Annotated in this window: 20 protein-coding genes, 2 pseudogenes and 1 riboswitch; of the genes and pseudogenes, 9 read left to right on the forward strand and 13 right to left on the reverse strand. The window is 72.3% G+C overall.

Annotation, left to right across the window (positions count from 1 at the left end):
• Positions 1 to 41: 41 nt before the first annotated feature.
• A complete protein-coding gene (locus AC2W7E_RS13080) occupies positions 42 to 863 on the forward strand; it encodes a hypothetical protein (RefSeq protein WP_136052733.1) in 822 nt (273 codons plus the stop codon).
• An 85-nt stretch (positions 864 to 948) separates the two neighbouring features.
• Here the strand turns inward: AC2W7E_RS13080 and AC2W7E_RS13085 are convergent, their stop codons facing one another.
• The gene (locus AC2W7E_RS13085) at positions 949 to 1,407 is read right to left on the reverse strand and encodes a GNAT family N-acetyltransferase (protein WP_025103788.1); all 459 of its coding nucleotides are present in this window, start codon (positions 1,405 to 1,407) and stop codon (positions 949 to 951) included.
• 153 nt (positions 1,408 to 1,560) lie between these two features.
• Here AC2W7E_RS13085 and AC2W7E_RS13090 point away from each other — a divergent pair, with 153 nt between their 5' ends.
• A complete protein-coding gene (locus tag AC2W7E_RS13090; protein WP_025103789.1) occupies positions 1,561 to 3,780 on the forward strand; it encodes an NADP-dependent isocitrate dehydrogenase in 2,220 nt (739 codons plus the stop codon).
• An 85-nt stretch (positions 3,781 to 3,865) separates the two neighbouring features.
• Here AC2W7E_RS13090 and AC2W7E_RS13095 read toward each other — a convergent pair whose 3' ends face one another.
• Complete coding sequence (locus AC2W7E_RS13095; protein WP_485989285.1) at positions 3,866 to 5,353, reverse strand: L,D-transpeptidase family protein; 1,488 nt, start codon at positions 5,351 to 5,353, stop codon at positions 3,866 to 3,868.
• A 115-nt stretch (positions 5,354 to 5,468) separates the two neighbouring features.
• A complete protein-coding gene (locus AC2W7E_RS13100) occupies positions 5,469 to 5,873 on the reverse strand; it encodes a RidA family protein (RefSeq protein WP_485989286.1) in 405 nt (134 codons plus the stop codon).
• Positions 5,874 to 5,898: 25 nt separating this feature from the next.
• Here AC2W7E_RS13100 and AC2W7E_RS13105 point away from each other — a divergent pair, with 25 nt between their 5' ends.
• From AC2W7E_RS13105 to nagB, 5 genes and pseudogenes are all read left to right on the forward strand, one after another.
• Positions 5,899 to 7,116, forward strand: a complete 1,218-nt coding sequence (locus AC2W7E_RS13105) for a type III PLP-dependent enzyme domain-containing protein (RefSeq protein ID WP_485989288.1) — start codon at positions 5,899 to 5,901, stop codon at positions 7,114 to 7,116.
• A gap of 215 nt (positions 7,117 to 7,331) precedes the next feature.
• Positions 7,332 to 10,375 (forward strand): annotated as a pseudogene (locus tag AC2W7E_RS13110) (family 20 glycosylhydrolase).
• 79 nt (positions 10,376 to 10,454) lie between these two features.
• Positions 10,455 to 11,642: an ROK family transcriptional regulator gene (locus tag AC2W7E_RS13115; protein WP_025103794.1), complete on the forward strand. Its 1,188-nt coding sequence runs from the start codon at positions 10,455 to 10,457 to the stop codon at positions 11,640 to 11,642.
• A 31-nt stretch (positions 11,643 to 11,673) separates the two neighbouring features.
• The gene (locus tag AC2W7E_RS13120; RefSeq protein ID WP_485989289.1) at positions 11,674 to 12,639 is read left to right on the forward strand and encodes an ROK family protein; all 966 of its coding nucleotides are present in this window, start codon (positions 11,674 to 11,676) and stop codon (positions 12,637 to 12,639) included.
• A complete protein-coding gene (nagB, locus tag AC2W7E_RS13125) occupies positions 12,632 to 13,411 on the forward strand; it encodes a glucosamine-6-phosphate deaminase (protein WP_025103796.1) in 780 nt (259 codons plus the stop codon). The genes AC2W7E_RS13120 and nagB overlap by 8 nt, the downstream gene beginning before the upstream one ends.
• 9 nt (positions 13,412 to 13,420) lie before the next feature.
• On the opposite strand, the gene AC2W7E_RS13130 is transcribed toward nagB, so the two are convergent.
• From AC2W7E_RS13130 to AC2W7E_RS13155, 6 genes are all read right to left on the reverse strand, one after another.
• The gene (locus tag AC2W7E_RS13130) at positions 13,421 to 13,828 is read right to left on the reverse strand and encodes an NUDIX hydrolase (RefSeq protein ID WP_485989290.1); all 408 of its coding nucleotides are present in this window, start codon (positions 13,826 to 13,828) and stop codon (positions 13,421 to 13,423) included.
• The gene (locus AC2W7E_RS13135; protein ID WP_025103798.1) at positions 13,821 to 15,185 is read right to left on the reverse strand and encodes an FAD-binding oxidoreductase; all 1,365 of its coding nucleotides are present in this window, start codon (positions 15,183 to 15,185) and stop codon (positions 13,821 to 13,823) included. The genes AC2W7E_RS13130 and AC2W7E_RS13135 overlap by 8 nt, the downstream gene beginning before the upstream one ends.
• Before the next feature lie 10 nt (positions 15,186 to 15,195).
• Positions 15,196 to 15,567 carry a YrdB family protein gene (locus AC2W7E_RS13140; protein WP_062766298.1) on the reverse strand — a complete coding sequence of 124 codons (372 nt, stop codon included), beginning with the start codon at positions 15,565 to 15,567 and terminating at the stop codon, positions 15,196 to 15,198.
• A 9-nt stretch (positions 15,568 to 15,576) separates the two neighbouring features.
• Positions 15,577 to 17,553 carry a sigma-70 family RNA polymerase sigma factor gene (locus AC2W7E_RS13145; RefSeq protein WP_485989291.1) on the reverse strand — a complete coding sequence of 659 codons (1,977 nt, stop codon included), beginning with the start codon at positions 17,551 to 17,553 and terminating at the stop codon, positions 15,577 to 15,579.
• Between the two features lie 519 nt (positions 17,554 to 18,072).
• Positions 18,073 to 19,245: an N-acetylglucosamine-6-phosphate deacetylase gene (locus tag AC2W7E_RS13150; RefSeq protein WP_025103801.1), complete on the reverse strand. Its 1,173-nt coding sequence runs from the start codon at positions 19,243 to 19,245 to the stop codon at positions 18,073 to 18,075.
• Positions 19,242 to 20,753 carry a family 20 glycosylhydrolase gene (locus tag AC2W7E_RS13155; protein WP_249520776.1) on the reverse strand — a complete coding sequence of 504 codons (1,512 nt, stop codon included), beginning with the start codon at positions 20,751 to 20,753 and terminating at the stop codon, positions 19,242 to 19,244. The genes AC2W7E_RS13150 and AC2W7E_RS13155 overlap by 4 nt, the downstream gene beginning before the upstream one ends.
• 117 nt (positions 20,754 to 20,870) lie before the next feature.
• Positions 20,871 to 20,955, forward strand: a riboswitch (ZMP/ZTP riboswitch).
• A gap of 38 nt (positions 20,956 to 20,993) precedes the next feature.
• On the opposite strand from AC2W7E_RS13155, the gene glyA reads away from it, so the two are divergent.
• Positions 20,994 to 22,268, forward strand: coding sequence for a serine hydroxymethyltransferase (gene glyA, locus AC2W7E_RS13160; protein WP_025103803.1), 1,275 nt, complete (start codon positions 20,994 to 20,996; stop codon positions 22,266 to 22,268).
• Positions 22,265 to 23,142: pseudogene (locus tag AC2W7E_RS13165) on the forward strand (bifunctional methylenetetrahydrofolate dehydrogenase/methenyltetrahydrofolate cyclohydrolase). Before glyA ends, AC2W7E_RS13165 begins: the two are co-directional and overlap by 4 nt.
• Before the next feature lie 80 nt (positions 23,143 to 23,222).
• Here AC2W7E_RS13165 and AC2W7E_RS13170 read toward each other — a convergent pair.
• The 4 genes from AC2W7E_RS13170 to AC2W7E_RS13185 all read right to left on the reverse strand — a co-directional run bounded on the left by AC2W7E_RS13170 (position 23,223) and on the right by AC2W7E_RS13185 (position 26,867).
• The gene (locus tag AC2W7E_RS13170; RefSeq protein WP_085606823.1) at positions 23,223 to 23,945 is read right to left on the reverse strand and encodes a DUF6882 domain-containing protein; all 723 of its coding nucleotides are present in this window, start codon (positions 23,943 to 23,945) and stop codon (positions 23,223 to 23,225) included.
• Between the two features lie 22 nt (positions 23,946 to 23,967).
• On the reverse strand, positions 23,968 to 25,212 hold the full coding sequence (locus AC2W7E_RS13175; RefSeq protein ID WP_485989292.1) for an MFS transporter: 1,245 nt from the start codon (positions 25,210 to 25,212) through the stop codon (positions 23,968 to 23,970).
• A gap of 81 nt (positions 25,213 to 25,293) precedes the next feature.
• Positions 25,294 to 26,097, reverse strand: coding sequence for an HpcH/HpaI aldolase family protein (locus tag AC2W7E_RS13180; RefSeq protein ID WP_485989293.1), 804 nt, complete (start codon positions 26,095 to 26,097; stop codon positions 25,294 to 25,296).
• The gene (locus AC2W7E_RS13185) at positions 26,082 to 26,867 is read right to left on the reverse strand and encodes a fumarylacetoacetate hydrolase family protein (RefSeq protein WP_062766317.1); all 786 of its coding nucleotides are present in this window, start codon (positions 26,865 to 26,867) and stop codon (positions 26,082 to 26,084) included. Before AC2W7E_RS13185 ends, AC2W7E_RS13180 begins: the two co-directional genes overlap by 16 nt.
• Positions 26,868 to 26,870 lie beyond the last annotated feature (3 nt).

Raw genomic sequence — 26,870 nt, forward strand, 5'->3', positions numbered from 1 at the left:
GCGTCCGGGCGCGGGCGCGCCGCGGTCGGTAGCATCGAAGGATGGACCCCTTCCTCCTCGTCGCGGAGTGGTGGTGGCTCGCGCCGACCGCCGCCGCCGGGGTGACCGCGGGCGCGATCGGGGTGCGTCGTCGGAACACCCGCAGCGGCCGCCGACTGGAGTACGACGCCGCGCGGCACGACCTCCGTGAGGCCCAGCAGCGCGCGGTGGTCCGACGGACGGCTCTGAAAGTGGCACGAGCCGACCTCGCGAGGGTCTCCGCCGAGCGGGCCGCGCAGCGCGCGAGCGCCGAGCAGGTGGCCGGCGCCCGGCGCATGCTCAAGGAGCGCGAACGCGATGCCAGGGCGGCGGCGGCCGACGTCCGCGCCCGACGAGTCCGGCTGAACGCGGCTCGCGCCGCGATCCCCGCCGGCTCCGCCCCGCGGCCGCTGGAGCGCCTGTACGCGGAGCACGAGGCAGTGACGGCGCGGTGGATGCGATACGAGACCGACCCCGCGCTGCAGATCACCTACCCCGAGATGACGGACGTGAAGCGCCCGGAGACGGCCGCCTACCTCCGGGCCGCCGGCGCGGCGGTCGAGGCGCGTCGGCAGACGACGGGCCGCGTGACCGCCGCCGAGTACGCGGCCTACCGCGACGCCGTCGCCGAGCTGGAGCGGGCGTTCGAGGCCGCCGAGCACGCCGCGAAGGTGCAGACGGGGGAGGCGCCGCCGACTCCGGCCTGGCAGGACGCCGCGCAGGACATGCTGCACCGGTCTGCGGAGGCCATCGACCGGGCGGCCGGAGCTGCCGCGTCTGCGCTCGCCGCGTGGAACAGCCGTCGGGGGAAGGGCACGCCTCCCGGCGACAGTGGTCAGCGCTGAGAGGGATCGAGCTCGCGCCGCCCGGTGGAATCCGAGGGCGACGGAGTCTCGATGGGGGAGGGGATTCGAGACCCCGCCGCCGGTCTCAGGAGGGGACCCGGATCTCGGCGATGACCTCGCCGTAGGCCGTCTCGCCGACGGGGGTGAAGCCGACGCGCCGGAAGAACGCCTCCGGGCCGTCCTCGCCGGCTTCGTAGATGACGTTGACATGGTCGACGCCGCGGTTGCGTGCTTCGTCGATGAGACTCTCCACGGCGAAGCGGCCGACGCCGCGACCCTGGTCGTCCGCGTCGACGTTGATGCGCCACAGCACGGAGCGGAAGTGCTCCTCCGGGGCCTCGTCGTCGAAGTTGGCGCTCACGAAGCCCACGACCTCGTTGCGGTCCAGGATCACCCGCTGCCAGGAGGTCTGCGGGTTGATGACGGTGGCCGCGATGCCGTACGAGACGGGGGCGAGGAACTGCTCCTGTCCGGGCTTGAGCGACAGGTTGTTCACGGCGACGATCGTCGCGGCGGAGAGTTCGACCATGCGCAGTTCGGACATGTCCCCAGGCTAGCCCCTCCGGTCACCGCATTCATCACTCGGGAGGACTTTTCACGGACCGGGCGCCTCCCTCGGGGCCGCCGCTTCGGGGCCGACCCCGCTCAGGTATCTTGGTATCGAGACAAATAGACCTCGTGAACGGAGAACCTCCCGGTGACCGACGACGCCATCATCTACACCTACACCGACGAGGCACCGGCACTGGCCACCGCCTCGTTCCTGCCGATCGTCCAGGCCTACACGGGCCAGGCGGGCATCGAGTTCGAGACGCGGGACATCTCTCTGGCCGGCCGCATCCTCGCCGCCTTCCCGCAGAAGCTCACCCCCGAGCAGCAGGTCGGCGACGCGCTGGCGGAGCTGGGCGGCCTCGCCACCCTCCCCGAGGCCAACATCATCAAGCTGCCGAACATCTCGGCGTCGATCCCGCAGCTCAAGGCGGCCATCGCGGAGCTGCAGCAGCAGGGGTACGACATCCCCGACTTCCCGGACGAGCCCTCGTCGCTGGAGGAGAAGGACATCCGCGCCCGCTACGACCGCATCAAGGGCTCAGCCGTGAACCCGGTGCTGCGCGAGGGCAACAGCGACCGCCGGGCGCCGCTGGCGGTGAAGAACTACGCCAAGAAGCACCCGCACCGCAACAAGCCGTTCGCGGAGGGCTCCAAGACCCGCGTCGCCACCCTGGGCCACGACGACTTCAAGCACAACGAGCGCTCGTGGGTCGCCGCTCACGACGACGTCCTCTCCTTCCGCCACACCGCGAAGGACGGCACCGTCACGGTCCTCAAGGAGGGGCTCAAGGTCCTCCCGCGCGAGATCATCGACGCGACGTTCCTGTCCGCGAAGGAGCTGGACGCGTTCCTCGCCGACACCCTCGCGGAGGCCAAGGCCGACGACGTGCTCTACTCGGTGCACCTCAAGGCCACGATGATGAAGGTCAGCGACCCGATCATCTTCGGTCACGTCGTGAAGGCGTTCTTCAAGGACGTCTTCGACCAGTACGGCACCCAGCTCGCCGAGGCCGGGCTCAGCGCGAACGACGGCCTCGGCTCGATCCTCGCCGGCCTGGCCACCGTCGCGGGTGGCGAGGAGATCGCCGCGGCGTTCGACAAGGCCATCGCCGAGGGGCCGCGCCTCTCGTACGTGAACTCCGACAAGGGGATCACGAACCTGCACGTGCCGAGCGATGTCATCGTCGACGCATCCATGCCCGCCCTCGTCCGCAACGGCGGGAAGCTCTGGGGCAAGGACGGCGAGGAGGCCGACACGATCGCGGTCATCCCCGACTCCTCCTACGCGAGCGTCTACCAGGCCGTGATCGACGATGTGATCGCGAACGGCCCGCTCGACCCCGCCACCATCGGCACCGTGCCGAACGTGGGTCTCATGGCGCAGGCGGCCGAGGAGTACGGCAGCCACGACAAGACGTTCGAGATCGCGGCGGACGGCATCGTCCAGGTGCTCGACAGCGAGGGCACCGTCCTCATCGAGCACGAGGTCGGCAAGGGTGACATCTGGCGTGCGACGCAGACCAAGCACATCCCGGTCATGGACTGGGTCAAGCTCGCGGTCGGCCGCGCGCGCGCGACGGGTGCCCCGGCGGTGTTCTGGCTCGACGCGAACCGCTCGCACGACGCGCAGATCATCGCGAAGGTGCACCAGGGTCTCGCCACGCTCGACACCAAGGGCCTGACGATCACGATCCTCGCGCCGGAGGAGGCGACGCGGTACACGCTCGCCCGCATGCGTCACGGTCTGGACACCATCTCGGTGACCGGCAACGTGCTGCGCGACTACCTCACCGACCTGTTCCCGATCCTCGAGGTCGGCACGAGCGCCAAGATGCTCTCCATCGTGCCGCTGCTCGCCGGCGGCGGACTGTTCGAGACGGGCGCCGGCGGCTCGGCTCCGAAGCACGTGCAGCAGCTGGTCGAGGAGAACTACCTGCGCTGGGACTCGCTGGGCGAGTTCTTCGCGCTGGCCGCCTCCCTCGAGCACTTCGCCGACCGCACGGGCAACGAGAAGGCCCGCGTGCTCGCGGAGACGCTCGACGCCGCGACCGGCACCTTCCTCGAGGAGGACCGCTCGCCCGGCCGCGCTCTCGGCACGATCGACAACCGCGGAAGCCACTTCTACCTCGGCTTGTACTGGGCGCAGGAGCTGGCGAAGCAGACGAAGGACCCGGAGCTCGCCGCCGCCTTCGCGCCCATCGCCGAGAAGCTCGCCGCGAACGAGGAGACGATCGTCTCCGAGCTGAACGCGGTGCAGGGCTCCCCGGTGGAGATCGGCGGCTACTACCGTCCGGACGAGAAGCTCGTCGAGGCGGTCATGCGCCCGTCCACGACGCTCAACGAGATCGTCGACGCCCTGCGCTGAGACGACGAGAAGGGGGCGGATGCTGCGGCATCCGCCCCCTTCTGCTGTCTTCCCCAGCCGGCTTCGCCCGGTGCAGGGCTCCGGATCAGTTGTAGACGGAGACCTCGAGGCCCACGGGGGACCAGTCGTAGACGTACTTGGCGAGGTCGATCGGCAGGTTCACGCAGCCGTGGCTCATCCGGTTGCCGAAGTTGTTGTGCCAGTAGGTGCCGTGGAAGCCGATGTTCGGGGCGAACCACGTGATCCAGGGCACGTCCTCGGTGCAGTACGGCGCGCCCTCGTAGCAGCCCATGTCCTGGATGGCGGTGTGCGCGAACACCTTGAAGTTGCCGGTCGGCGTGGGCGTACCGGGAAGACCGGTCGACACCGCCCAGGACTGCACGACCTTGTCGTTCTCGAACAGGTAGGCGCGCTGCGTGCTGAGGTTGATCTCGGCGCGGCGGAACAGGTTCGTCGTCTCGAAGGGGGTCTCCGTCACGGAGAGGGCGAAGACGCCGTCTCCCGCGGCGAGCTGCGTCGCGAAGTCGTCGGCGATGTCCGCGGTGTCGCCGAGGGCGCGTCCGGTGGCGCCCTCCTTCTCGGCGCGCAGCACGTTCCCCGCGGAGTCCACGATGTTGGTCGCGTCGACGGGGGCGCGGTCCACCGCGGCGGGCAGCGTGTCGACCGTGGCCTGGATCGCCTCGGGGTCGGCCTCGATGCGGAGCTGGCCGTCGTCGTCGACCACGGTCAGCCAGGAAGCAGCGACCTCGGGGGAGACCGGGACGGTCCGCTCCTCGCCGACGTAGAAGCCGATGGTCGAGAGCATGGTGTTGAGCGTGGTCGCGGTCGCCGTGGCGTCGTCGTCGGACACGGCGGGCGCGGCCTCGGCCGGACCACCGGGGTACTCGAACGTCGTGCGGCCGTCGCCCACGGCCTCGACGAAGGCCGCGTTCAGTGCGGTCACGTCGATGCCCGTCCCTGGCGTGGACGGCGTGACGGCGTAGGTGCCCTTCGCGGCGTCGAAGACCACTCCGGCGTTGACCGGGTCGACGAAGCTGCCGGGGACGGCGCTGCGGAGCGCTGCGGCGGCGGTCTCCTGGTCGAGCACGATGTCGGCCGGCACGGGGTCGCCCATCCACGCGCCGAGGTTCCACATCGGGTGTGCGGCGAACGCGGCGTCGGCGAGGGCGGTGGCATCGGCGGTCGCGCCCAGGTCGGCGCCCGTGAGCACGGCGTCGTCGCCCTCGCCCGTGAGGGTCACCTCGGTCTGCGCGAGGCGGGAGCTGATCGCATCGGCGGCGGCCCCGGGGGTCATCCAGCCGACCGGGATGCCCGCGACGGTGGTGCCGGGGGCGATGAGGATCATCGAGGCGGCGCCGGCGCCGAGCGCGACCACACCGAGGCCGAGACCGATCCACAGGCCGAGGCGGCGCTTCTTCGGGGCGGGCTCGACGGGAGCCCAGGCGAGGGGCTGCTCGCCGGTCTGCGGCGGGGCCGTGTCGGTCGCCGCCTCCGGCGTCAAAACGCTCGTCGGTGTCGCATCGTCGGGCTGTGCCCCCGTCGCAGTGCCCGGCGTGGAAATCAGATCGGTCACGAACTACACCCCCCGCAGTCTCGACGTGTCCTGTCGTCCATGGTACGGGATGGCTGGTAACGGGGAGGCAACGGTCCTGATAAGGTGCCTCCCCGTTCGCCAGGGGTGTCGGGGGTCAGTCGACGACGGCGAGTCCGTCGATCTCGACGAGCATCTCCTCGCGGGGAAGTCCGGTGAAGACGGTGGTGCGGGAGGGCAGCACGCCGCTGGTCGTGTGGGCCTCGACGAACGCGCCGTAGGCCTCGTTCATGATCGGGAAGTCCTCGCGCTTGGTGAGGTACACGCGCAGCATCACGACATCGTCGAACGTGGCGCCGGAGGCCTCCACGATGGCCTTGACGTTCTCGAGCGTGCGGGTGGTCTGCGCCGCGACGTCGCCCGGGTACAGGTACTCGTTGGTCTGCGGGTCGACGGGGCCCTGGCCGGAGATCTGGACGATCGGGCCCTTGCGGACGCCCTGCGAGAAGGTGTGCGCGGGAGCAGGGGCGGCGTCGGTGGAAACTCGTGTCTTCGCGGTCATGCCGCCAGCCTAGTAGCCTTGTTAGATGCCTCTACAAATTCCGGATCCCGTCCTCGGCGCCTGGGCGAAGGGGTTCGCGGCGCACGCCGCGGGGCTGCGTCTGTCGGAGGTCGGCGCGGCCGGTCTGCACCTGTCGGACCTCGGCACCCCGGTGCTCACGGTGCACGCCGACGCGATCGCGCACAACGAGGACACGGTGTTCGGCTGGGCCGCGCGCGAGGGCGTCCGCCTCGCCCCCCACGGCAAGACCACCATGGCGCCCGCGCTCTGGCAGCGGCTGCTCGACGCGGGAGCCTGGGGGATCTCGGTCGCCACACCCTGGCAGGCCCGCGTGGCCGTCGACGCCGGTGTGCCTACGGTGCTCATCGCCAACGGGGTGACGGACGGCGCCGCGGCCCGGGAGCTCGGAGCGATGCTCGCGGCCGACGAGGGCCTGCGGATCCTCTGCGGCGCGGATTCCCTCGCCGGTGTCGCGATCCTCGCCGACGCCCTCGCCGGCGCCCCCCGACCGCTGGACGTGCTCGTGGAGCTCGGCGGCGCGCAGGGCAGGACGGGCGCGCGCACGGTGGCGGAGGGTGAGCGCATCGCCGCGGCGATCGCGGATGACCCTGGTCTCCGCCTGGCCGGGGTGACGGGCTACGAGGGGCCCTTCGGTCCCGATCGCTCCGCGGCCTCGGTCGCCGCGGTGGACGGCTTCCTGGCCACGCTCGTCGAGCTGCACAACCGTCTCGACTACCCCGACGGCGTCCGCCCCGTGCTCAGCGCGGGGGGCAGCTCCTTCCCCGATCGCGCCGCCGCGGTCCTCGGCGCCGCGGGAGGGGACGCCGAGGTCGTTCTGCGCTCCGGTGCGTTCCAGATCCACGACGACGGCTTCTACTCCCGCATGTCGCCGTTCGGTCCGCTGACGGACACCGCCCCGCTGCGCTCTGCGATGCACGCGTGGTCACGGGTGGTCTCGCAGCCCGAACCCGGCCTCGCCCTGCTCGACGCCGGGCGGCGAGACGTGCCGTTCGACATCGACCTCCCGGTGCCGCAGTCGGTCGCCGGCGCCGTGACCGCCCTGAACGACCAGCATGCCTTCCTCCGGCCCGCCGACGGGGCGACCGTCGCGGTCGGCGAGGTCGTGCGGCTGGGTCTCTCGCATCCGTGCACCGCGTTCGACAAGTGGCGCGTCGTCGCCGTGATCGACGACCCCGACGCCGAGGACCCCCGGGTGATCGACGCGGTTGCGACATGCTTCTGAGCGCCGAGAAGGCCGCGGCCGGCCTGGTGCGCGTCTATCGTCGGGCGACCGTCGTCGACGGCACCGGTGCCCCGCGCGTCGTCGCGGACGTTGCGGTGGAGGGGAGCAGGGTCGTCGCCGTCGTCCGCGACGGCGACGGGACGACTCTCGAGCTGCCGGACGGCGCGGTCGAGGTCGAGGCGTCCGGCCTCGTCCTGGCGCCCGGTTTCATCGACATGCACGCGCACAGCGATCTCGCGGTGCTCCAGGGGGCCGCGCACGACGCCAAGATCCGTCAGGGGGTCACGACCGAGGTGCTCGGGCAGGACGGCCTGGGCTACGCGCCGCTGGACGAGGCGACAGCCGCCGTCATCCCCGCGCAGATCGCGGGCTGGAACGGGCGGCCGGCCGTGGTCCCGTGGCGGTCGATGGACGACCTCCTGCGGGCGATCGACGCTGCCGCGGTGGCCAACGCCGCGGTGCTGGTGCCGCAGGGCAACCTCCGGATGATGGTGGTCGGACACGACGACCGCCGGGCGACCCCTGCCGAGATCGCGGCCATGGCCGACCTGCTCGGGCAGGCCCTCGACGCGGGGGCCTTCGGCATGTCGAGCGGCCTGACCTACACCCCGGGGATGTACGCCGACACCGCGGAGCTCGAAGCCCTCTGCCGGGTGGTGGCGGAGCGCGGCGGCTACTGGGCGCCGCACACCCGCAGCTACGGGCGGGCGGCGCTGGACGCGTACCGCGAGGCCATCGAGATCGGCCGCCGCACCGGGTGCCCGGTCCATCTCACCCACGCGACCATGAACTTCGCCCCGAACCGCGGTCGCGCCGCCGAGCTGCTGGCGCTCGTCGACGCGGCGACGGCCGACGGCGTCGACGTGACCCTGGACACCTACCCCTATCTCCCGGGGGCGACGACTCTCGCCGCGCTCCTGCCGAGCCGGCTGGCGGCGACCGGCGACCTGCTCGGCGTCCTGGCAGCCCTCGACGCCGAGGGGCGCGAGGCGGTCCGGGTCGAGCTGGAGGAGATCGGCTGCGACGGGTTCCACGGCGAGGCGGCGGACTGGTCGGCGATCCAGATCTCCGGGACCGCCCACCCCGATCTGGCCGGGCTCGTCGGCCGGACGATCGCCGATATCGCGGCGGAGACCGGGCAGCGCGCCGTCGATGTCGTGATCGACACGATCCTCGCCGATGCCGGCGCCACGGGTGTGCTCATGCACATCGGCGACGAGGACAACGTCCGCGCCATCATGCGGCACCCCCGGCACTCCGGCGGCAGCGACGGCATCCTCATCGGCGCGCGCCCGCACCCGCGCGGCCGTGGCACGTTCCCCCGTTACCTCGGGCACTACGTCAGGGAGCTGGGGGTGCTGAGCCTCGAGGAAGCGGTGCGTCATCTCTCCGGCAACCCGGCCGCCCGCCTCCGCCTCGACCGCAGTGACGCACCGCGCGGCGTGATCCGCGAGGGCGCCACCGCCGACCTGGTGCTCTTCGACCCGGAGACGATCGCAGCCGGAGCCACCTTCGACGACCCGCACGGCGCGCCGCAGGGCGTGCATGAGGTGCTCGTCGGCGGTGTGCCGGTCCTCATCGACGGCGCCCCCACGGGTGCCGTCGCCGGCCGTGCGCTGCGGATGCCTCCGTCCGCGCCGCGGGCGACGGTGCCGCACATCCCCGCAGAGATCGACTCCCTGGCGCCTGGTTTCCGGTGGACGCCCTCGACTCCGATCCTCGGCGCGCCGGAGCTGGCGGCCGCGGTCGCACGGCTCGGCGGCGGGGGAGCGGACGACACCCTGCCCGCGATCCGCCTCGTGATCGACGAGGAGCTGGGCGCCGCGGCCGCCGCCTCGGGGCGCCACGGTGCCGAGGCCTTCCGGGTGACCGTGACGGCCTCCGGGATCGAGATCGCGGGGGCGACGCCGGAGGGGGTCTTCCGCGGCGCGACCACGCTCCGGCAGCTCCGCGACCCGGATCACGACCCCGCCCTCCCCGCGATCATCCCGGCCGGGCGCTGGGAGGGCGCTCCCGCCTCCGCCTGGCGCGGAGCGATGCTCGACGTGGCGCGGCACTTCCGCCGTGCGGAGGACGTGCGTCGCCTCATCGACCTGCTCGCCGATCACCACCTCAGCATCCTGCACCTGCACCTGACGGACGATCAGGGCTGGCGCTTCGAGGTGCCCGGCTACCCGCGCCTGACCGAGGTCGGCGCGCGGCGCGAGGCCACCCAACGCGGTCACGGACCGGAGGCCACGGTCGAGCCCGGCGTGCACGAGGGCTTCTACACCTCCGCCGAGCTGCGCGATCTCGTGCGCTACGCGGAGGAGCGCTTCGTGACCCTCGTGCCCGAGGTCGAGCTGCCGGGACACATCCAGGCCGCGCTCGCCGCCTATCCGGAGCTCGGCAACTGCGACGTCGGGACGCCGCCCACCGGGCCGTGGGAGCGCTTCGGCGTGAATGCCCGCACCCTCGCGCCGACTCCGGAGGCGCTGGCCTTCGGCCGTGCCGCCATCGACGCGCTGTGCGACGTGTTCCCGTCCCTGTGGATCGGGATCGGCGGGGACGAGGTCCCGGTGACCGAGTGGGCGGAGAGCGCGGCCGCCGCCGCGCGCATGCAGGAGCTGGGGCTGGCCACGGCGCAGACGTGCAGCCGTGGTTCACGGCGCAGTTCGTCGACCACGTCCGCCGCCGCGGTCGGACCGCGCTGGCCTGGGACGAGGTGCTGGAGGGCGACGTGCCCGACGGCGTCCGCATCCTCGCCTGGCGCGGACCGGTCGCGATGCGCGAGGCGCTGCGCCGGGGGATCCCGGTCGTGGGGTGTCCGGATCTGGAGGTCTACCTCGACTACCCGCAGTCGGAATCGACCGAGGAGCCCATCCGCGTCGGTCCGCCGCTGACCATCGAGCGCGCGTACTCCTTCCAGGTCGTCGAGGGGGCGGTCGGCGGGCAGGCGAACGTGTGGACGGAGCACCTGCCGAGCAGGGACCGGGTCGACTTCGCGATGTTCCCGCGTCTCGCCGCGATCGCGGAGCGGCTCTGGGACGGGGGAGAGCCCGCCCCGTTCGCCGACTTCGCGCGGCGGCTGCCCACGCACCTGCGGCGCCTCGCCGCGGCGGGGGTGCGGTATCGTCCGCTGGACGGTCCGTCGCCCGAGCAGCGGCGCCCGGGGGTCCCCGGCAAGCCCATGACCGTGGAGACGCGGGAGGCGATCGTCGCCGGCCTCGTCGAGCGCCTCCTCCGCCGGGCCGCTGACGAGGATCCGCGGTCGGCGTGATGTCACGTTTCGGTAACCCTGCCCGCGGAATCGCGCGGAACAGTTGCACAATTCCTGTTCGTAAGGTCTACTAACAAACATGTCCGTTTCGGATGATCAGCGCCCCGCGGCGACGACAGACTTCGTCGCCGCGAACGCGCACGCCTTCGGCCCCGCGCGGCATCTCCGTTCGCGCACCAAGGTGCTCCCCGAGCACGCGCGCGGTCATAACCGCGCCCTCGTGCTGCAGACGCTCTATCACTCGGGGGCGATGAGCCGCGCCGACCTCTCCCGCGAGACCGGCCTCACGCGCGTCACGATCTCCGACCTCGTCGCGGAGTTCATCGCCGACGGCATCGTCGTCGAGATCGGCGTCCGCGAGGCGGTGGGCCCCGGAAAGCCGCCGATCCTCATCGACATCGACCGCGTGGGGCATCAGATCATCGGACTCGACCTGTCCGGTCCGACCGCCTTCGAGGGGGCCGTGCTCAGCCTCGACGGCGACGTGCTGGAGCGGCGTCAGGTCCCGCGTCCCGCGACGCCCGACGGCGATGCCGCGTACGACGCCCTCCGCGGCCTCGCGCAGACCCTCGTCGAGATCGCCACGCAGCCGGTGCTCGGCGTCGGCATCGGCACCCCGGGTGTCGTGCGCCCGGACGGCCTCGTCCTCAGCTCGCCCAACCTCGGCTGGACTGACTTCCCGTTGGAGGCGAAGCTCAGCGCCGAGCTCGACCTCCCCGTGCTGGCGCGCAACGACGCCAACGCCGCGGTGCTCGCGGAGTACACGTTCGGCGAGGCGGAAGCCGACTTCATGCTGATCAAGATCGGCCGCGGCGTGGGTGCCGGGCTCATCACCGGCAGCCAGCCGCTCCTCGGCAGCCGTTTCGCGGCGGGGGAGATCGGTCACGTCGTCGTCGGCACGGACGGCGGCCCCCGCTGCGCGTGCGGCAAGATCGGCTGCCTGGAGGCGTGGCTGAGCGTGAGCCGCATGCAGGAGGCGATCGACGCCGACCCGGCCGCGCGCGAGGAGATCCTCCGCGACTCCGGGACCCGCATGGCGATCGCGATCGCCCCGATCGTCGCCGCCCTCGACCTGTCCGAGGTCGTGCTCTCCGGACCCGCCGAGCTGCTGGACGGCACGCTCATCGACGCGGCCGTCGAGACGCTCCACGCCCGCACGCTCGAGGGCGTCTTCGAGGACGTCATGGTGCGGCTCACCCGCCAGGACGACATCGTGCTCCGGGGCGCCGCGGTGATGGTGCTCTCCGGGCAGCTGGGGGTGTCGTGATCTTCGCGACCATGACCGGGAACGGCATCCGATGATCGTCCCCGCCTCCGCCGACCGCGCCGGTCGGCCCCTTCGCGTGGGCCTCGACGTCGGCGGCACGAAGATCGACGCCGTCGCCGTCGACCCGGCGGGGACGATCCTCGCCCGCCTCCGCCGCCCGACAGGGTGGGGAGAGGACGCCGTCGTCGACAGCATCGTCTCGACCGTCGCCACGCTCGCCGAGGAGAGCGGGCTGCCGCTGTCCGCCGTCGGATCCGCCGGCATCGGCATCCCCGGCCTCGTGGACGCGGAGACCGGACGTGTGCTGCACGCCGTGAACCTCGGCGTGGAATCCCTCGACCTCGCGGCGCGCGCCGAGCAGGCGCTGGGCGTCCCCTTCCGGGTCGAGAACGACGTGAAGGCGGCCGCGCTCGGCGCCGCCGTCCTGAGCGACGTCGCCGGATCGATGGCCTACCTGAACCTCGGCACCGGCGTCGCGGCCGGCATCGTCATCGACGGCCGCATCTGGCGCGGGGCGCGGGGGACCGCGGGCGAGGTCGGGCACCTCTCCGTCGACCCCCGCGGGCGTCTGTGCGGCTGCGGACAGCGCGGCTGCGTGGAGACGTTCTGCGGCGGCGGGGCGCTGGCCAAGGCCTGGGGACGCCCCGGCGCGCTCCCGGTCAAGGACATCGTGGAGGCGGCCGACGCCGGCGATCCGCACGCCCTCGCCCTGCAGGCGGACCTCTTCTTCGGGGCCGCGGCGGCCGTGCGCGTGCTCGTGCTCTCGGCCGACGTCGAGACGGTGGTCATCGGCGGCGGTCTCACCGCGCTCGGCGGTCGTCTCGCGGACGGCATCCGCGCGGCCCTGCAGGCGGGTGCCCAGGCGTCACCGTTCCTGAAGTCCCTGCGGCTGGATGAGAGAATCGAACTGCTCCCCGCGGGTTCCCCCGCCGCCGCTTTCGGCGCCGCTCTGGTGGGCGCATCCATTTCTGAGAAGGAGATCGTTCCGCATGGCTGAGGTCGTCATCGTCGAGAATGCCGAGGCCGCCGGGGCCCTGGTCGCCACCGAGATCGTCGAGCTCATCGACCGCCGCCCCGACGCGGTGCTCGGACTCGCGACCGGCTCCACGCCGCTGCCGGTGTACCAGGCTCTCCGCAGCCGCCTCGCGGGCCGGGACGTCTCGCAGGTGCGGGGCTTCGCACTCGACGAGTACGTCGGGATCGACCCCTCCCACCCGGAGAGCTACCGCTCGGTGATCACCCGCGAGGTGGTGGAGCCGCTGGGCCTCGACCCGGAGCGCATCCACGTGCCGAACGGCGCGGAGGCGACCATCCAGCACGCGGGTGAGGACTACGACGCGGCCATCGCCGCGGCCGGCGGGGTCGACCTGCAGATCCTCGGCATCGGCACCGACGGGCACATCGGGTTCAACGAGCCCGGGTCCTCCTTCGCCTCCCGCACCCGGGTGAAGACCCTGACGGAGCAGACCCGCGAGGACAACGCCCGGTTCTTCGACTCGATCGACGACGTCCCGATGCACTGCATCACGCAGGGGCTGGGGACCATCCTGGAAGCGCGTCACCTCGTGCTGCTGGCGTTCGGCGCGGGCAAGGCCGAGGCCGTGGCCGGTGCGGTCGAGGGGCCGCTCACGGCCCTGCTGCCTGGTTCGGCCATCCAGCTGCACCCGCACGCGACCATCGTCGTCGACGAGGCCGCCGCGTCGAAGCTGCAGCTCGCCGACTACTACCGCTACACGTTCGCGAACAAGCCGGCCTGGCAGGGCATCTGATCCGAGGCGCTAGCGCGCTCCGGCCGGCCACGCGAGCGGCAGCAGATGCTCGACGCTCAGCGGGGCCAGCGGGAGCGCCGCGGCGTCCTCCGGGGTGATCCAGCGCAGCTCGGCGAGCTCGGCCTGCACGCGGATCCCGTCGGGATCGATCGAGGCCGAGAACGCGTCGGCCACCACGCGGTGCCCCGGCTCGTTGGCGGCCGCCGACACGAAGCGCCCCAGGGGCCGGAGGTCGGCGTCCGTGAGCTCGAGCCCGAGCTCTTCGTGCAGCTCGCGGATGAGGGTCTCGACGGGGGATTCGCCCGGCTCCGGCTTGCCCCCGGGCTGCATGAAGCGGGTGGTGCCGTGCTTGCGGACGACGAGGACCCGCCCCTCCGCATCGACGATCACGGCCGCGCTCACGTGGATGTCAGGCATCGGGAGAGAAGACCTTTCCGGGGTTGAGGATGCCGAGGGGGTCGAACACCGCGGCGATGTCGCGCTGGAGGCGCCATTGGTCGTCGCCGAGCTCGTCGGCCAGCCAGCGCCGCTTGAGGACGCCGATGCCGTGCTCGCCGGTGAGGGTGCCGCCCAGCCGGATCGCGGCGCGGAAGAGCTCGTCGGCCGCCGCCCACACCTGCGGCGGGGTCTCCGGACCCTCGAAGATGAAGTTCGGGTGCAGGTTGCCGTCGCCGGCGTGGGCCACGGTCGGGATCACCATGTCGAACTGGCGCTCGATCCGGGCGATCTCGTCGAACATCGCGGGCATGGCGCTCCGCGGCACCGAGACGTCCTCGATGAGGGTGGTCCCCAGCGACGCCATCGCGGCGTGCATCGACCGCCGGATCGCCAGCAGGCGATCGCCCTCGACGGGGTCGTGCGAGACCACGGGGACGCCCTCGTGGGCGCTCAGGATCGCGGCGATGGCGTCCGCCTCCGCACGCGCGGCCGGGCCGTCGGTCTGGATCGTCAGCTGTGCGGCGCCCGGGGTCGGCGCGGGGAGGGCGAGCAGGGCGTGGACGGCGGCGAGGCTCGCGGCATCCATGAGCTCCATGATCGCGGGCTGGATCCCCGCGGCGGTCACGGCCGCGGAGCCTGCGGCCGCCGCCCGGACGCCGGGGAAGGTCGCCGTCACGGTGCAGGTCTCGCCCGGCACCAGGCGGCGCAGCTTGAGCGTGGCTCCGACGACGACGCCGAGCGTTCCCTCCGACCCCACGACGAGGGCGGTGAGGTCGAGCCCGGTCACGCCCTTCACGCTGCGGTGCCCGAGGTGGAGCAGGCGTCCGTCGGCGAGGACGAGATCGACGCCGAGGACCGCATCGCGGACGACGCCGTACTTCGCGCAGAGCAGTCCGCCGGCTCCGGTCGCGATGTTGCCGCCGACGGTGGAGATGTCACGACTGGCGGGGTCGGGCGGCCACCACAGTCCCTGGGCCGCCAGGTGCGCGTTGAGGTCGGCATTGAGGATGCCGGGCTCGACCACGGCGAGGAGGTCGTCCGGCCGCACCTCGAGGACGGCGTCCATCCGGCGGAGGGAGAGGACGATCTCCCCCTCACCGGCGTTGGCGGCCCCGGCGAGCCCGGTCCCGGCACCGCGAACGACGACGGGCGTGCGCGTGGCCGTGGCGATGCGCAGGGTCTGCTGCACGTCGTCCACGCTCTCGGCATGGACGACGGCCAGGGGGAGGCCCACCGCGGCATGACCGGAGCGGTCGGCTCTGGCCTCGCGCCGCGCCTGCTCGCTGACGTCCACGCGCGCCCCGAGGGCGTCGCGGAGCAGCGAGACGACGCTCACGACCGTGCGCTCATGCCAGCGCGCGGCGTCCGCTGAGGACCCCGGCGACGACGGCCACCAGCGCGAACGCCGTGCCGATGAGGGCCTGGCCCATGGACCACCACGCGATGGTCACGCCGACGTAGATGAAGAGCTCGACGACCGCGCGGAGGAAGGGGTGCACGCGGAGCACCGGGCGCGGGGAGAGGAACAGCGCCCACAGCAGGAGGGCGACGACGGGGGCGCCGACGCCGATCACGACGTTCCACGGCAGGTCCCAGCTCGCGAACCCCCACAGGGCGAGCGAGGCGATCGCCGCGATGAGGACGACGACGCGCACGATGTCGAGGGCCGTGAGGGCCGGACGGTCGACGCCGGCGACAGGGGCGGAATCCGGGGTCATACGACCAGTCTATTCCGCGGGCGGGGCGTCCTCGGCCGGGGCTTCCGATGCGGCGGGGTCCTCGACCGGGGCGGGCGCAGCCGGTGCAGCTTCGGGGGCCGGTGCGGGCTCCGTCGGCGTGGCCTCTGCGGGTGCCGGAGCGGCCTCGACGGGTGCTGCGACCTCTTCGACCGGTGTCGCGGTCTCCTCAGAGGCCGCGTCGGGCGCGGGAGCCTCGACCGGAGCGGTCGCCGCCTCGGCCTCGTCGATGACGACTGCCGTCTGCTCGACGGGAGCAGAAGCCGCCGTGCGCTCATCCGCGCCCGCGCCCTGGGGCTCCAACGCGTAGAGCGTGGTATCGACCGAGGGGCCCGCCTCACCGGACGGGAAGAGGTACCGGAACGTCACCGGTACGAGGCTGGCTTGCCAGAACTGGTCCCACGACGGGCGGAGCTCGATGGTGCCCGTGCCGTCGTCGCCGAGGACGACCCTGCCTCCCTCCTCGCCGCCGAGGAGGGCCTGCACGATGGTGCCCGGCGCACCCGCGACCGGCACGACGTAGTGCCAGTTAAAGTTGTCATCAAGCCAGAAAGCAGCGGTGCTCCATGTGGGCGGGTCAGTCGGGACAGGGGGCTCGCTGGGCTCCCCGGGAGGCTTCGGCGAAGTGTCGGGGTTCTCGGGGACGACCGGCGGCTGCGTCGCCTCGGGCAGCGTTGCAGGAGTCGTCACCGGGGCAGCGGGAGCCGCGTCGGGTCCGGTCTCCGAAGAGACCGGCGGAGCCGCCTCCTCCTCCGCCGGGGGAGACGGCGGCTGCGTGGCATCCGGCGTCTCGATCACCACGGGCTCGTCGAGGTCGAGGGAGGAGTCGGGAGCGATGTCGGTCGTGATCGACGACGGGTCGGTGTCCGAGGCGCTGGGCAGGGAGGTCGCGGGGTTCGCGCCCGCGAGCCCGGGGACGATGGCCGCCGCGGCGACGACTCCGGCCACCACGAGGGCCGCCGACCCGGCGCCGACGACGGCGCCCATGCCCGTGAAGACGCCGCCCGTGCTCGCCGCCGTCGCCCGCACCGCCGGCGGAGCCGCTCCCGAACCCGCGGCGCCGACCCCGGAGGTGGCCGCCGCGGCCTGTCCGATGCCGCCGTCGCCGACGAACACCGCACCGGGGATGGTGGACGCCGCGCCCGCCACCGCCAGGACCGGTGCACCGCCCTGGAGGGCGGCGAGGTACCCGGAAGCGCCGGTGGCGCCGAGGACGAGCGGGAGCAGCACGAGGGCGAGGCGCTTGGAGACGTCCTTGGCCTCGGCGGCGACGATCATGCAGCGCGCGCACTCGTCGAGGTGCAACTCCAGGCGACGGTGGTCGCGGGTGGCGAGGTTGCCGCGCGAATAGGCGCCGAGATGCTCGATCGTCCACTGGCACTCGGAGCCGGGGCTCGCGCTGCGCAGGTGCGCCTGGATCCACGCCTCGCGGAGCCCTTCGCGGGCCCGGAAGGCGAGCTGCGACACCGCGCCGGCCTTCATGCCGAGGAGCGGAGCCACCTCCTGGGGCTTCATCTGCTCGATCTCGGTGTACCAGAGCACTTCCTGCCACCGGGAGGGAAGGCTGCGGAACGCCTGGGCCGTGAGGCTGCGGTCGAGCGCCTCGTTCGTGGCGTGCTCGGTGCTGTCCGGGTCGGCGACCGTGTCGAGTTCGTCGATCGCGGTCTCGCGGCGTGCTCGTCCCCAGGCGGCCGCCGTGTTGCGGATGCTCGTGAAGAGGTAGGCGCGGAACGAGCCGTTGGGGCCGCCGCCCTTGAGGATCGCCTGGTAGATGCGGGTGTAGGACTCCTGCACCAGGTCGTCCGGATCGATCGAGGAGGTCACCGAGCGTGCGACCGCCATTCCGGACGGGTAGTGCCGCCTCCAGAGTTCCCCGAACGCCCCCTTGTCGCCGGAGCGGACGCGGAGGATCAGGTCGGCATCGCCGATGGTGTCGTCTGGTGTGGTGTTCTCTCGGTGCACGGTCATCCATCTGGTCCCGGGGCACACAACCGTCCCCAGGAGGAGAGACGCGAGAAGGCGTCTTTCATTACGCGGTCCCTCCATTGTCTCGCGAAATCGGCATGCTGGCCAGCCCCAGGACGGACTCGGAGCCGATGCTCGGGATCGGCTCCTCGAGCGCGGTGACGACGCCCGCGGAAGGGAGCGGCGAAGAATTCTCAAACTTTTTCGGAGAACCGCGTAATGAACCGGGGGCACCCTCGTCTCTTCCGGTAGAGACAGCCGAAATGGACTCCACCGGGGGGCGGAGTTCCGGCGCTGGTGCGGGGGGTACTGCACCAGTGGGCGGGTCGGGATCCTCGGGGGAGGAGCTCCCGGCCCCGCCCGCTCGAGCGGGAGGGAATGGGCCGCCGATCTGGGGAGAACGGCGGCCCACCACTCCCACACCTGCGAGACGCACGTCACCGATCTGGGGAGTCCGGTGACACCGTCTCGTCCGATCGACCGGAGACCGCAGTGCTGCGCGTCGCGCGGAGCGCTGTCGTCCTAGGCGGGCAGCGCCGGTCCCGTCCAGACCCGCGCGACGCGCAGCTCCGCGTCCAGGAGCACCGCATCGCCGAGCAGGCCGGGGCGCAGCGCGCCGAGGTGGGCGTCACGTCCGATCGCGCGGGCCGGGGTCTCCGTGAGCGCCCGCACGACCTCCGGCAGCGGCACGTCCGCCGCCACCGCCCGCTGCAGCGCGATGTCCTGGGTCAGGGTGGAGCCGGCGATCGAGCCGGTGTCGTCGGCGCGGGCCACGCCGTTCTCGACGGTGACCTTGACCGCACCGAGGTCGTACTTGCCGTCGGCGCTCCCGGCCGCGGCCATGGCGTCGGTGATGAGCGCCACGCGCTGCGGCGCCGCGTCGAACACGAGCTTGACGACGTGCGGGTCGAGGTGCACGTCGTCGGCGATGGCCTCCAGGATCACCCGGTGGTCGGCGGCCGCAGCCAGCACCGGTCCGGGCGCGCGGTGGTGGATGCCGGGCATCGCGTTGAACGCGTGGGTCAGCAGCGAGGCACCGGCCTCGAAGGCGGCGACGGCCATCGCGGCGTCGGCGTCGGTGTGCCCCACCGCGGCCGCGGCACCCGCCGCGACGATCTGACGGACCGCGTCGATCCCTCCGGGGAGCTCCGGCGCGATGGTGACCTGACGGACGGTGCCTTCTCCGGCATCCAGCAGACGGGCCACGTCGGCCGGGACGGGGTGCCGCAGCAGCGAGGGCTCATGGGCGCCGTGGTGCCCGGGGTCGAGGAACGGGCCCTCCAGGTGCGAGCCGAGGACGTCCGGGTCGGTCCTGGTCAGGGTGGCGATCAGGGCGACGCTGCGGGCGAGGTCGTCGATCGTGCCCGTGACGAGCGAGATGACGGCCCTGGTGGTGCCGTGCTCGCGGTGCAGATCCCGCCCGGTCCGGATGGCGTCCACCCCGTCGTCGTACGCCGCACCTGCCCCGCCGTGACCGTGGATGTCGACGAAGCCCGGCGTGAGCAGCGCGCCCGCGCCCGCCACGGCGGTCGCGTCCACGACCTCCGTCGCGGGCTCCCAGTCCGTTCCGGTGCCGCGGGACGCCACGACGCCGTCCTCGATGCGCACCCAGCCGTCCTCGACGATCTCCCCGCGATCGACGAGGCGGGCGGAGTGGATGACGAGGGAACCGGTCGCGGAGGAGAGGGTCTTCAACGGGCGCTCCAGGGGATCTCGGGGGCGGGGTGGAAATCGACCCCCTCAGCCTTCCACAGCGGCGCGAGGGCGCCGACCCGGGCGCGGAAGGACTCCCACGTGCGGCCCTTGCCCTCGCGCGGCGACCAGGCGATCTCGGCCTGCGCGGCGGCACGGGGGAACACGAGCTGCTCCACCTCATCGAGCGTGCGGGTGGTCTCGGACCACAGCGGCGCCTCGATCCCCAGGATCGCCTCGTCCGGCACGTCGAGGACGGCGGTCGGCTCCCACTCGTACGCGCGGCGGACGTCGATGATGGCGGCCCAGGTGAGTCCGAGCGGGAACTCGGCCGTGTACTTCATGTCGAGATAGGTCGCATCCGCCGCCGACATGATGAGGGCTCCGCCGCGCTCGACGAAGTGCGCGGCCTCCTCGGCATGCGTGCCCGTCGGCGTCGTCATGCCCCAGTACTGCCCGATCGTGCCGCGGGCGATGCCGGCCGCCGACCCCATCTCGTGCCACGCGACCGGGGTCTTGCCCTCCTCGACGACGATCGCCGTCGCGCGCTCCGCGAAGAGGTCGAAGTCGGCCTGGGGCGTGCCGAGGGACTCGTCGCCGCCGATGTGGATGTAGGGCCCCGGGGTCATCTCGGCGAGCTCGCGGACGACGTCGCGGACGAACCGGTACGTCTCCTCCTCGTGGATGCGCACGCTGGAGTGCCCGACGCCCCAGCCCAGGTAGGGCTCTCCGGCCACGGGGAGCGGCTGGCCGAGCTGCTCGGACTGGGCGACCAGCGCGTCGTTCAGCACCGGGGCCTCGACCAGCTCCGGATAGGCCACGCCGATCGCGTGGGTGTGGCCGGGGAGGTCGACCTCGGGGATCACGATCATGTGGCGCGCCGCCGCGTACGCCACAATCTCGCGGTAGTCGTCCTTGGTGTAGAAGCCGCCGGGGGCGCCGTCGGCCGCGGTGGCGGCGGCGCGCTCGGTGAGCAGCGGCCAGGAATCGATGTGCACGCGCCAGCCCTGGTCGTCGGTGAGGTGCAGGTGCAGGTGGTTGAACTTCAGCGCGCTGGTGCTGTCGATGAACCGCTTCACGTCGTCGACCCCGAAGAAGTGCCGCGCCACGTCGAGCATCACGCCGCGGCGGGCGAAGCGCGGGGCGTCGGCGATGTCGGCGCGGAGCAGCGCCCAGCCGGCGTCGTCCTCCCGGAGCAGCTGCAGCAGCGTCTGGACCCCGTAGAAGAGCCCCGCCTCATCGGCGCCGATGAGGATGGCGCGGTCGCCGACCTCGAGCGTGTAGCCCTCCGGCGCGGACGAGGCCGCGTCGACGAACAGCTCGATCTCGGCGGGGCCGGAGTCCACCGCGGTGAGGCGGAGGCCGGTGCGGCGTTCGACGGCGTCGATCAGCTGTCCGGCGGCGGGGGAGGTGCCGAGCACGCGCGTCGTCGCGGCGAGCGGCAGACGTCCCTCCCTGGCCTTCGCGGACACCGGAGCGGGGACGAGGGGCAGATCAAGAGGTAGGACCATGAACAAAACCTAGCCAACGAAACGCCGCAGGGGAACAGGGGGATCGAAACGATTCTGCAGACGGTGGGCACGATGCCCGAAACGACCGCGTGCGCGGCGTCGCGCATCGGCTATGCTCGTAACCGTCGCGACTGGCGTCTGGGTGGACAACCACCGGGGAGCGACTGACCACGGAATTCGACCGCGCGCCTGGGCCGATAGGAACACCCTTTTCGAATCCGTCGTCAAAAGGAGCACGTCATGACCGACCGTTACTTCAACGCCCCGCTGTCCGAGGTCGACCCGGAGATCGCCGAGGTCCTCGATCGCGAGCTGAAGCGTCAGCAGACCTTCCTCGAGATGATCGCCTCGGAGAACTTCGTCCCCGTCTCGGTCCTGCAGTCGCAGGGCTCGGTGCTCACCAACAAGTACGCCGAGGGCTACCCCGGCCGCCGCTACTACGGCGGCTGCGAGGAGGTCGACGTCGCGGAGGAGCTCGCCATCTCCCGCGCCAAGAGCCTGTTCGGCGCCGAGTTCGCGAACGTCCAGCCGCACTCCGGTGCGTCCGCGAACGCCGCGGTCCTGCACGCGATCGCCCGCCCCGGCGACACCCTGCTCGGCCTCTCGCTCGACCAGGGCGGCCACCTCACGCACGGCATGAAGATCAACTTCTCCGGCCGCCTGTACGACATCGTGGCCTACGGGGTCGACGCCGAGACCTCGACGATCGACATGGACGAGGTCCGCCGCCTCGCCATCGAGCACAAGCCCAAGGTCATCATCGCCGGGTGGTCCGCCTACCCGCGGACGATGGACTTCGCCGCGTTCCGTGCCATCGCCGACGAGGTGGGCGCGATCCTCTGGGTCGACATGGCGCACTTCGCCGGCCTCGTCGCCGCCGGCCTGCACCCCAACCCGGTGCCGCACGCGCACGTCGTGTCCTCCACCGTGCACAAGACCATCGGCGGCCCCCGCTCGGGCTTCATCCTCACCAACGACGCCGACCTCGCCAAGAAGATCAACACCGCGGTCTTCCCCGGCCAGCAGGGTGGTCCGCTGATGCACGTGATCGCGGCGAAGGCGACCGCCTTCAAGCTCGCCGGCACGCCGGAGTTCAAGGAGCGCCAGGAGCGTGTGCTGCGCGGGGCGAAGCTCATCGCCGAGCGCCTGTCGCAGCAGGACGTGAAGGACGCCGGCATCGCCGTGCGCTCGGGCGGCACGGACGTGCACCTCGTGCTCGTCGACCTCCGCGACGCCGAGATCGACGGCAAGCAGGCGGAGGACCTCCTGCACGACATCCACATCACCGTGAACCGCAACGCCGTGCCGAACGACCCGCGTCCGCCGATGGTGACCTCGGGCCTGCGGATCGGCACGCCCGCGCTCGCGACCCGCGGCTTCGGCGACGCCGAGTTCACCGAGGTGGCCGACATCATCGCCCTCGCGCTGCTCCCCGGTGCCGACATCGAGGCGCTCCGCGCCCGCGTGGACGCGCTCGCCGCGGCCTTCCCGCTCTACCCGGACCTGCAGCAGTGACCGCGGTCGTCCTCGACGGCAAGGCGGCGGCGGCCGAGATCCGCGCCGAGCTGACGGAGCGGGTCGCCGCGCTGAAGGAGAAGGGCGTCACCCCCGGCATCGCCACGGTGCTGGTGGGAGCCGACCCCGCCTCGCAGCTCTACGTGGGCATGAAGCACCGGCAGTCCGAGGCGATCGGGATGAACTCGATCCAGCGCGAGCTGCCGGCTGACGCCACCCAGGCCGACGTCGAGGCGCTGATCGACGAGCTCAACGCCGATCCCGCCTGCCACGGGTACATCGTGCAGCTGCCGCTGCCGAAGCACCTCGACACCGACGCGATCCTGGAGCGGATCGATCCGGCGAAGGACGCGGACGGGCTGCACCCGACCAACCTCGGGCGCCTCGTCCTCAACGTCAACGCGCCGATCCACACGCCGCTGCCGTGCACCCGCGCGGGGTCATCGAGCTGCTGCTGCGCAACGACTACGACCTCAAAGGCAAGCACGTCGTGGTCGTCGGTCGGGGTGTCACGATCGGGCGTTCGATCGGGCTGCTGCTGACGCGTCGCGACCTCAACGCCACGGTCACGCTGACGCACACCGGCACGGTCGACATGCCGCGTTACCTCCGCGAGGCCGACGTGATCGTGGCGGCGGCCGGCGTGAAGCACCTCATCCGCGCCGAGGACGTCAAGCCCGGAGCCGCGGTGCTGGATGTCGGCGTGACCCGCGAGACCGACCCGGAGACCGGGAAGAACCTCGTCTTCGGCGACGTCGCTCCCGAGGTCGCCGAGGTCGCCGGGTACCTGTCGCCGAATCCGGGAGGGGTGGGGCCGATGACCGTCGCCCTGCTCATGACCAACGTCGTCGAGGCGGCCGAGCGGACGGTCTGACCTCCGCGCCGCGTCGCAGATTCACGCGAACGCCGCAGGGATCCGAGTGATCTCTGCGGCGTTCGTGCGATTCCGCGGACTCAGCCGTGGCCGTGCAGCGAGCTCTCCACGCCGCTGATCCGGGCCTGCTCGTCGAAGCGGATCGTCGCGGTGCCCGAGGCGTCCGTCACCGTGGCGCCGGAGAAGGACTCGTCCGTCCAGGTGAGGGTCCAGCCGGCGAGACGCGCGAGGTCCCAGACCGCCGTGCGGGCGTCGGGGAGGGGCGTCTGCGCGAGGGTGCGGGGCAGGGCCGCCACCGTGTCGGCGACCGTGAGCGGGGCGAGCGGGGCGTCGAGCAGGAACACCGCGCGGGTGCCGCCGTCGACGGGGGCCGAGTAGTAGGGGGAGCGCCCGGTGAGCTCGACCGCCACGCCGCCGATCGTGTGCGCCGCGCGGGCGATCCACTCCGCGTCGCCCGAGGCATCGGCCGGAAACGGGACCTCGGGGGCGGTGAGCTCGGCGATCCCGTGCTGCTCGCCGTACGCGCGGAGCTGCGCCGCGACACCCTGGGGGTCGCCCTGGGGGTGCGCCCACGCCCACAGCAGCGAGCGGGGGCCGGGGGCGATCGTGGCGATGAGGTGCGCGCGGGTCACGAGCTGCCGGGTCGGGTCGTCGTTCGCGGTGAAGGTCAGCGTTCCCGCCGCGAGGTCGGCGTCCCACCGGTGCTCGCCGAGCGCATCGGCGGCCGCGGAGAGGGCGTCCTGGCGGAGCGCGGTGAAGAGGGCGGCACGGTCGGCGAGGGGCTGCAGCGGGGGGAAGGTCATGCCCACAGTCTCGCCGGGATTGCTATGAATCCGCCACTCCCGCGCGCTCCGGGACGGCCGCCGCGGGCCGCCCCATCCGCCACACCGCGGGGACGAGCAGGGTGATCAGGGCGATCGCCGCATAGAGGACCGCGGAGGTGGTGAGCACGGTGGCCGGCTCCGCGTGCGTGATGAGCCAGCCGTACACGAGCGTGCCGATGGGCATCACCACGAAGCTGCCGAGCATGTCGTAGCTCGCGACCCGCGAGAGCTTCTCCCCGGGGATGTTCTCCATCATCGCGAGGTTCCAGCCGGTCGCGAAGACCTCGGCTCCGGCTCCGGCGACGAACGCCGCCATCGCCAGCAGGACCACGGCCGGGTGCACGCCGAGGAGGGTGAGCGGCAGGGCGAACGCCGCCATCCCGATCATCCCGTAGCGCAGGGGCCGGCGGAGCGGGAACCACATCAGCAGCAGGGTCATCACCAGGACTCCTGCGCCCTCCGCGCTCACGACCCACCCCCAGCCGGAGATGCCGAGGCGATCGTCGTTCTTCGCGATGTACGGGCCGACGACGCCCCAGGCGCCGACGTGGATCGCGTTCATGATCATGAAGGCCAGCACGATGGTCCACAGCCAGGAGCGGTTCCAGAACTCGTGCCACCCCACCCGGAGGTCGTGGAACATCGTGGTGCCGCCGGAGGCCGCGGGCGGCGGGAGCTTCACGAGCGCGAGGACCGGGATCGCGAGCAGCCACCCCGCCGCCTGCACGACCATGGCCCACGCGGGTCCTGCGGTGGCGACCAGGACGCCCGCGACGACCGGGCCGCCGATCGTGACGGCCGAGCGGACGAACGACAGCATCGCGTTCGCCTGCTGGAGGTGCGCGGGGGTGGTCAGCTGCGGGATGATGCCCTGCATCGCGGGGAGCACGAACGCGGACGAGGCGCCGTTGATCGCGGAGAGCACGGCGAGGAGCGGGACCGTGGCCGTGCCGGTGAACAGGAGAGCCGCCATCGCTCCGACCGACAGGATGTCCACGACGTAGCAGGACTGGATGATGAGAGCGCGGGGGAGGCGGTCGGCGACGACGCCCCCGAACAGGACGAACACGATGTTGCTGATCGTGAAGGCGGCCAGCACGATCGAGAGCGACCGGGCGTCGTTGTCGATCTCGAGCACCGCGAACGCCAGGGCGATGGCCGACATCGAGCCCGTGACGAGCGTCAGGGCGCGCGCGAGGAAGAACCACCGGAAGTTGCGGTCCTGCATCGCCGCCAGTCTGTGCACCGGCTCATCCTTCCCGGCCGCTTCGAATCGCGCAAATGGCCCCATTCCGGCCGCGGATGGAGCCATTTGCGCGACTCGAAGTCAGTAGCTGGGGCGGCCGGAGGCGTCGGAGCGGGGGAGGAAGCGGGCGGCGAGGGCCTCGGAGGCACGGGCGAGGAGGGCGACGTCGGCGCCCACGGCCACGAAGTCCGCACCCGCCGCGAGATACGCGTCGGCGGCGGAGGGATCGAAGGCGTTCACGCCCACGGGCTTCCCGGCACCGTGCACCGCGGCGAACACCGACTCCACAGCGGCGACCACGTCCGGATGCGTCTGCTGTCCGAGCAGGCCCATCGACGCGGACAGGTCGGAGGGGCCGACGAACACCGCGTCCACCCCGTCGACCGCGGCGATGTCGGCGGCGGCCCCGACCCCCGCGGCCGTCTCGATCTGCACCGTGAGCGACACGTGCTGCGCCGACTCCTGCAGGTAGCGGTCGACGCGGTTCCAGCGGGCGCTGCGGGCGAGGGCGCTGCCGACGCCGCGGACGCCCTCGGGGGGATAACGGGTCGCGGCCACGGCAGCCCTGGCCTCGTCGGCGGACGACACCATCGGCACGATGAGGTTCTGCGCGCCGAGGTCGAGCACCTGCTTGATCGCGACCGCATCGTTGAAGGGCACCCGGACGAGCGGGGCGACCGGATAGGCCGCGACCGCCTGGAGCTGGGTCAGCACGGACTCGAGCGTGTTCGCCGAGTGCTCCATGTCGATGAGCAGCCAGTCCAGCCCGGAGCCCGCGGCGACCTCGGCGAGCAGCGGGCTCCCGGAGCACACCCACATCCCCACGAAGGGACGATCGGACGCGTCGAGCTGCGCGCGGAAGGACGGGTCTAGACGAAGCGGCATGTGATGGTCCCCATCGGTCCGTAGTCGCACAGCACCTCGTCGCCGCGCGACACCCACATCGGGCGTGTGAACGATCCTGCCAGGATGATCTCGCCCGCCTCCAGACGCGCGCCGTGCTGATGGAACTTGTTCGCGAGCCACGCGACCCCGGTGGCCGGATGCCCGAGCACGCCGGCGGCGACACCGGTCTCCTCGATCTCCCCGTTGCGGGACAGCACGCCGGGCACCCAGCGCAGGTCGATCTCGTCCGGGCGCTTGCGCACGGTCCCCAGCACCATCGCCCCGTACGCGGCGTTGTCGCTGATGGTGTCGACGATCGTGCGGCCCTCGAGCTCGATGTGCGAGTTCAGCACCTCGAGGGCCGGCACGGCGTAGTCGATCGCGGCGAGGGCGTCCTCCAGTGTGCAGTCGGGGCCCTCCAGCGGTTCCTTGAGCACGAACGCCAGCTCGACCTCGATGCGGACGTTGGAGAAGTGATCCGTGGGGATCTCCGCGCCCGACTCGTACACGGTGTCGTCGAACATGACGCCGTAGTCGGGCTCGGTGATCCCCGTCGCCTGCTGCATGGCCTTCGACGTCAGGCCGATCTTGCGCCCGACCAGCCGGCGGCCCGCCGCGACCTGCGAATCCCGCCACACGCCCTGGATGGCGTAGGAGTCCTCCACGGTCGCCTCCGGGTACCGCGCGGTGATGCGCGGGATCACCCCGTGCGTGCGGTCGGCTTCCGCGAGCTCCGCGGCGATCTGCGCGATGGTCTCCTCAGGCAGCATGAG

The organism is Microbacterium sp. CFSPD4_SD4, from assembly GCF_057364585.1.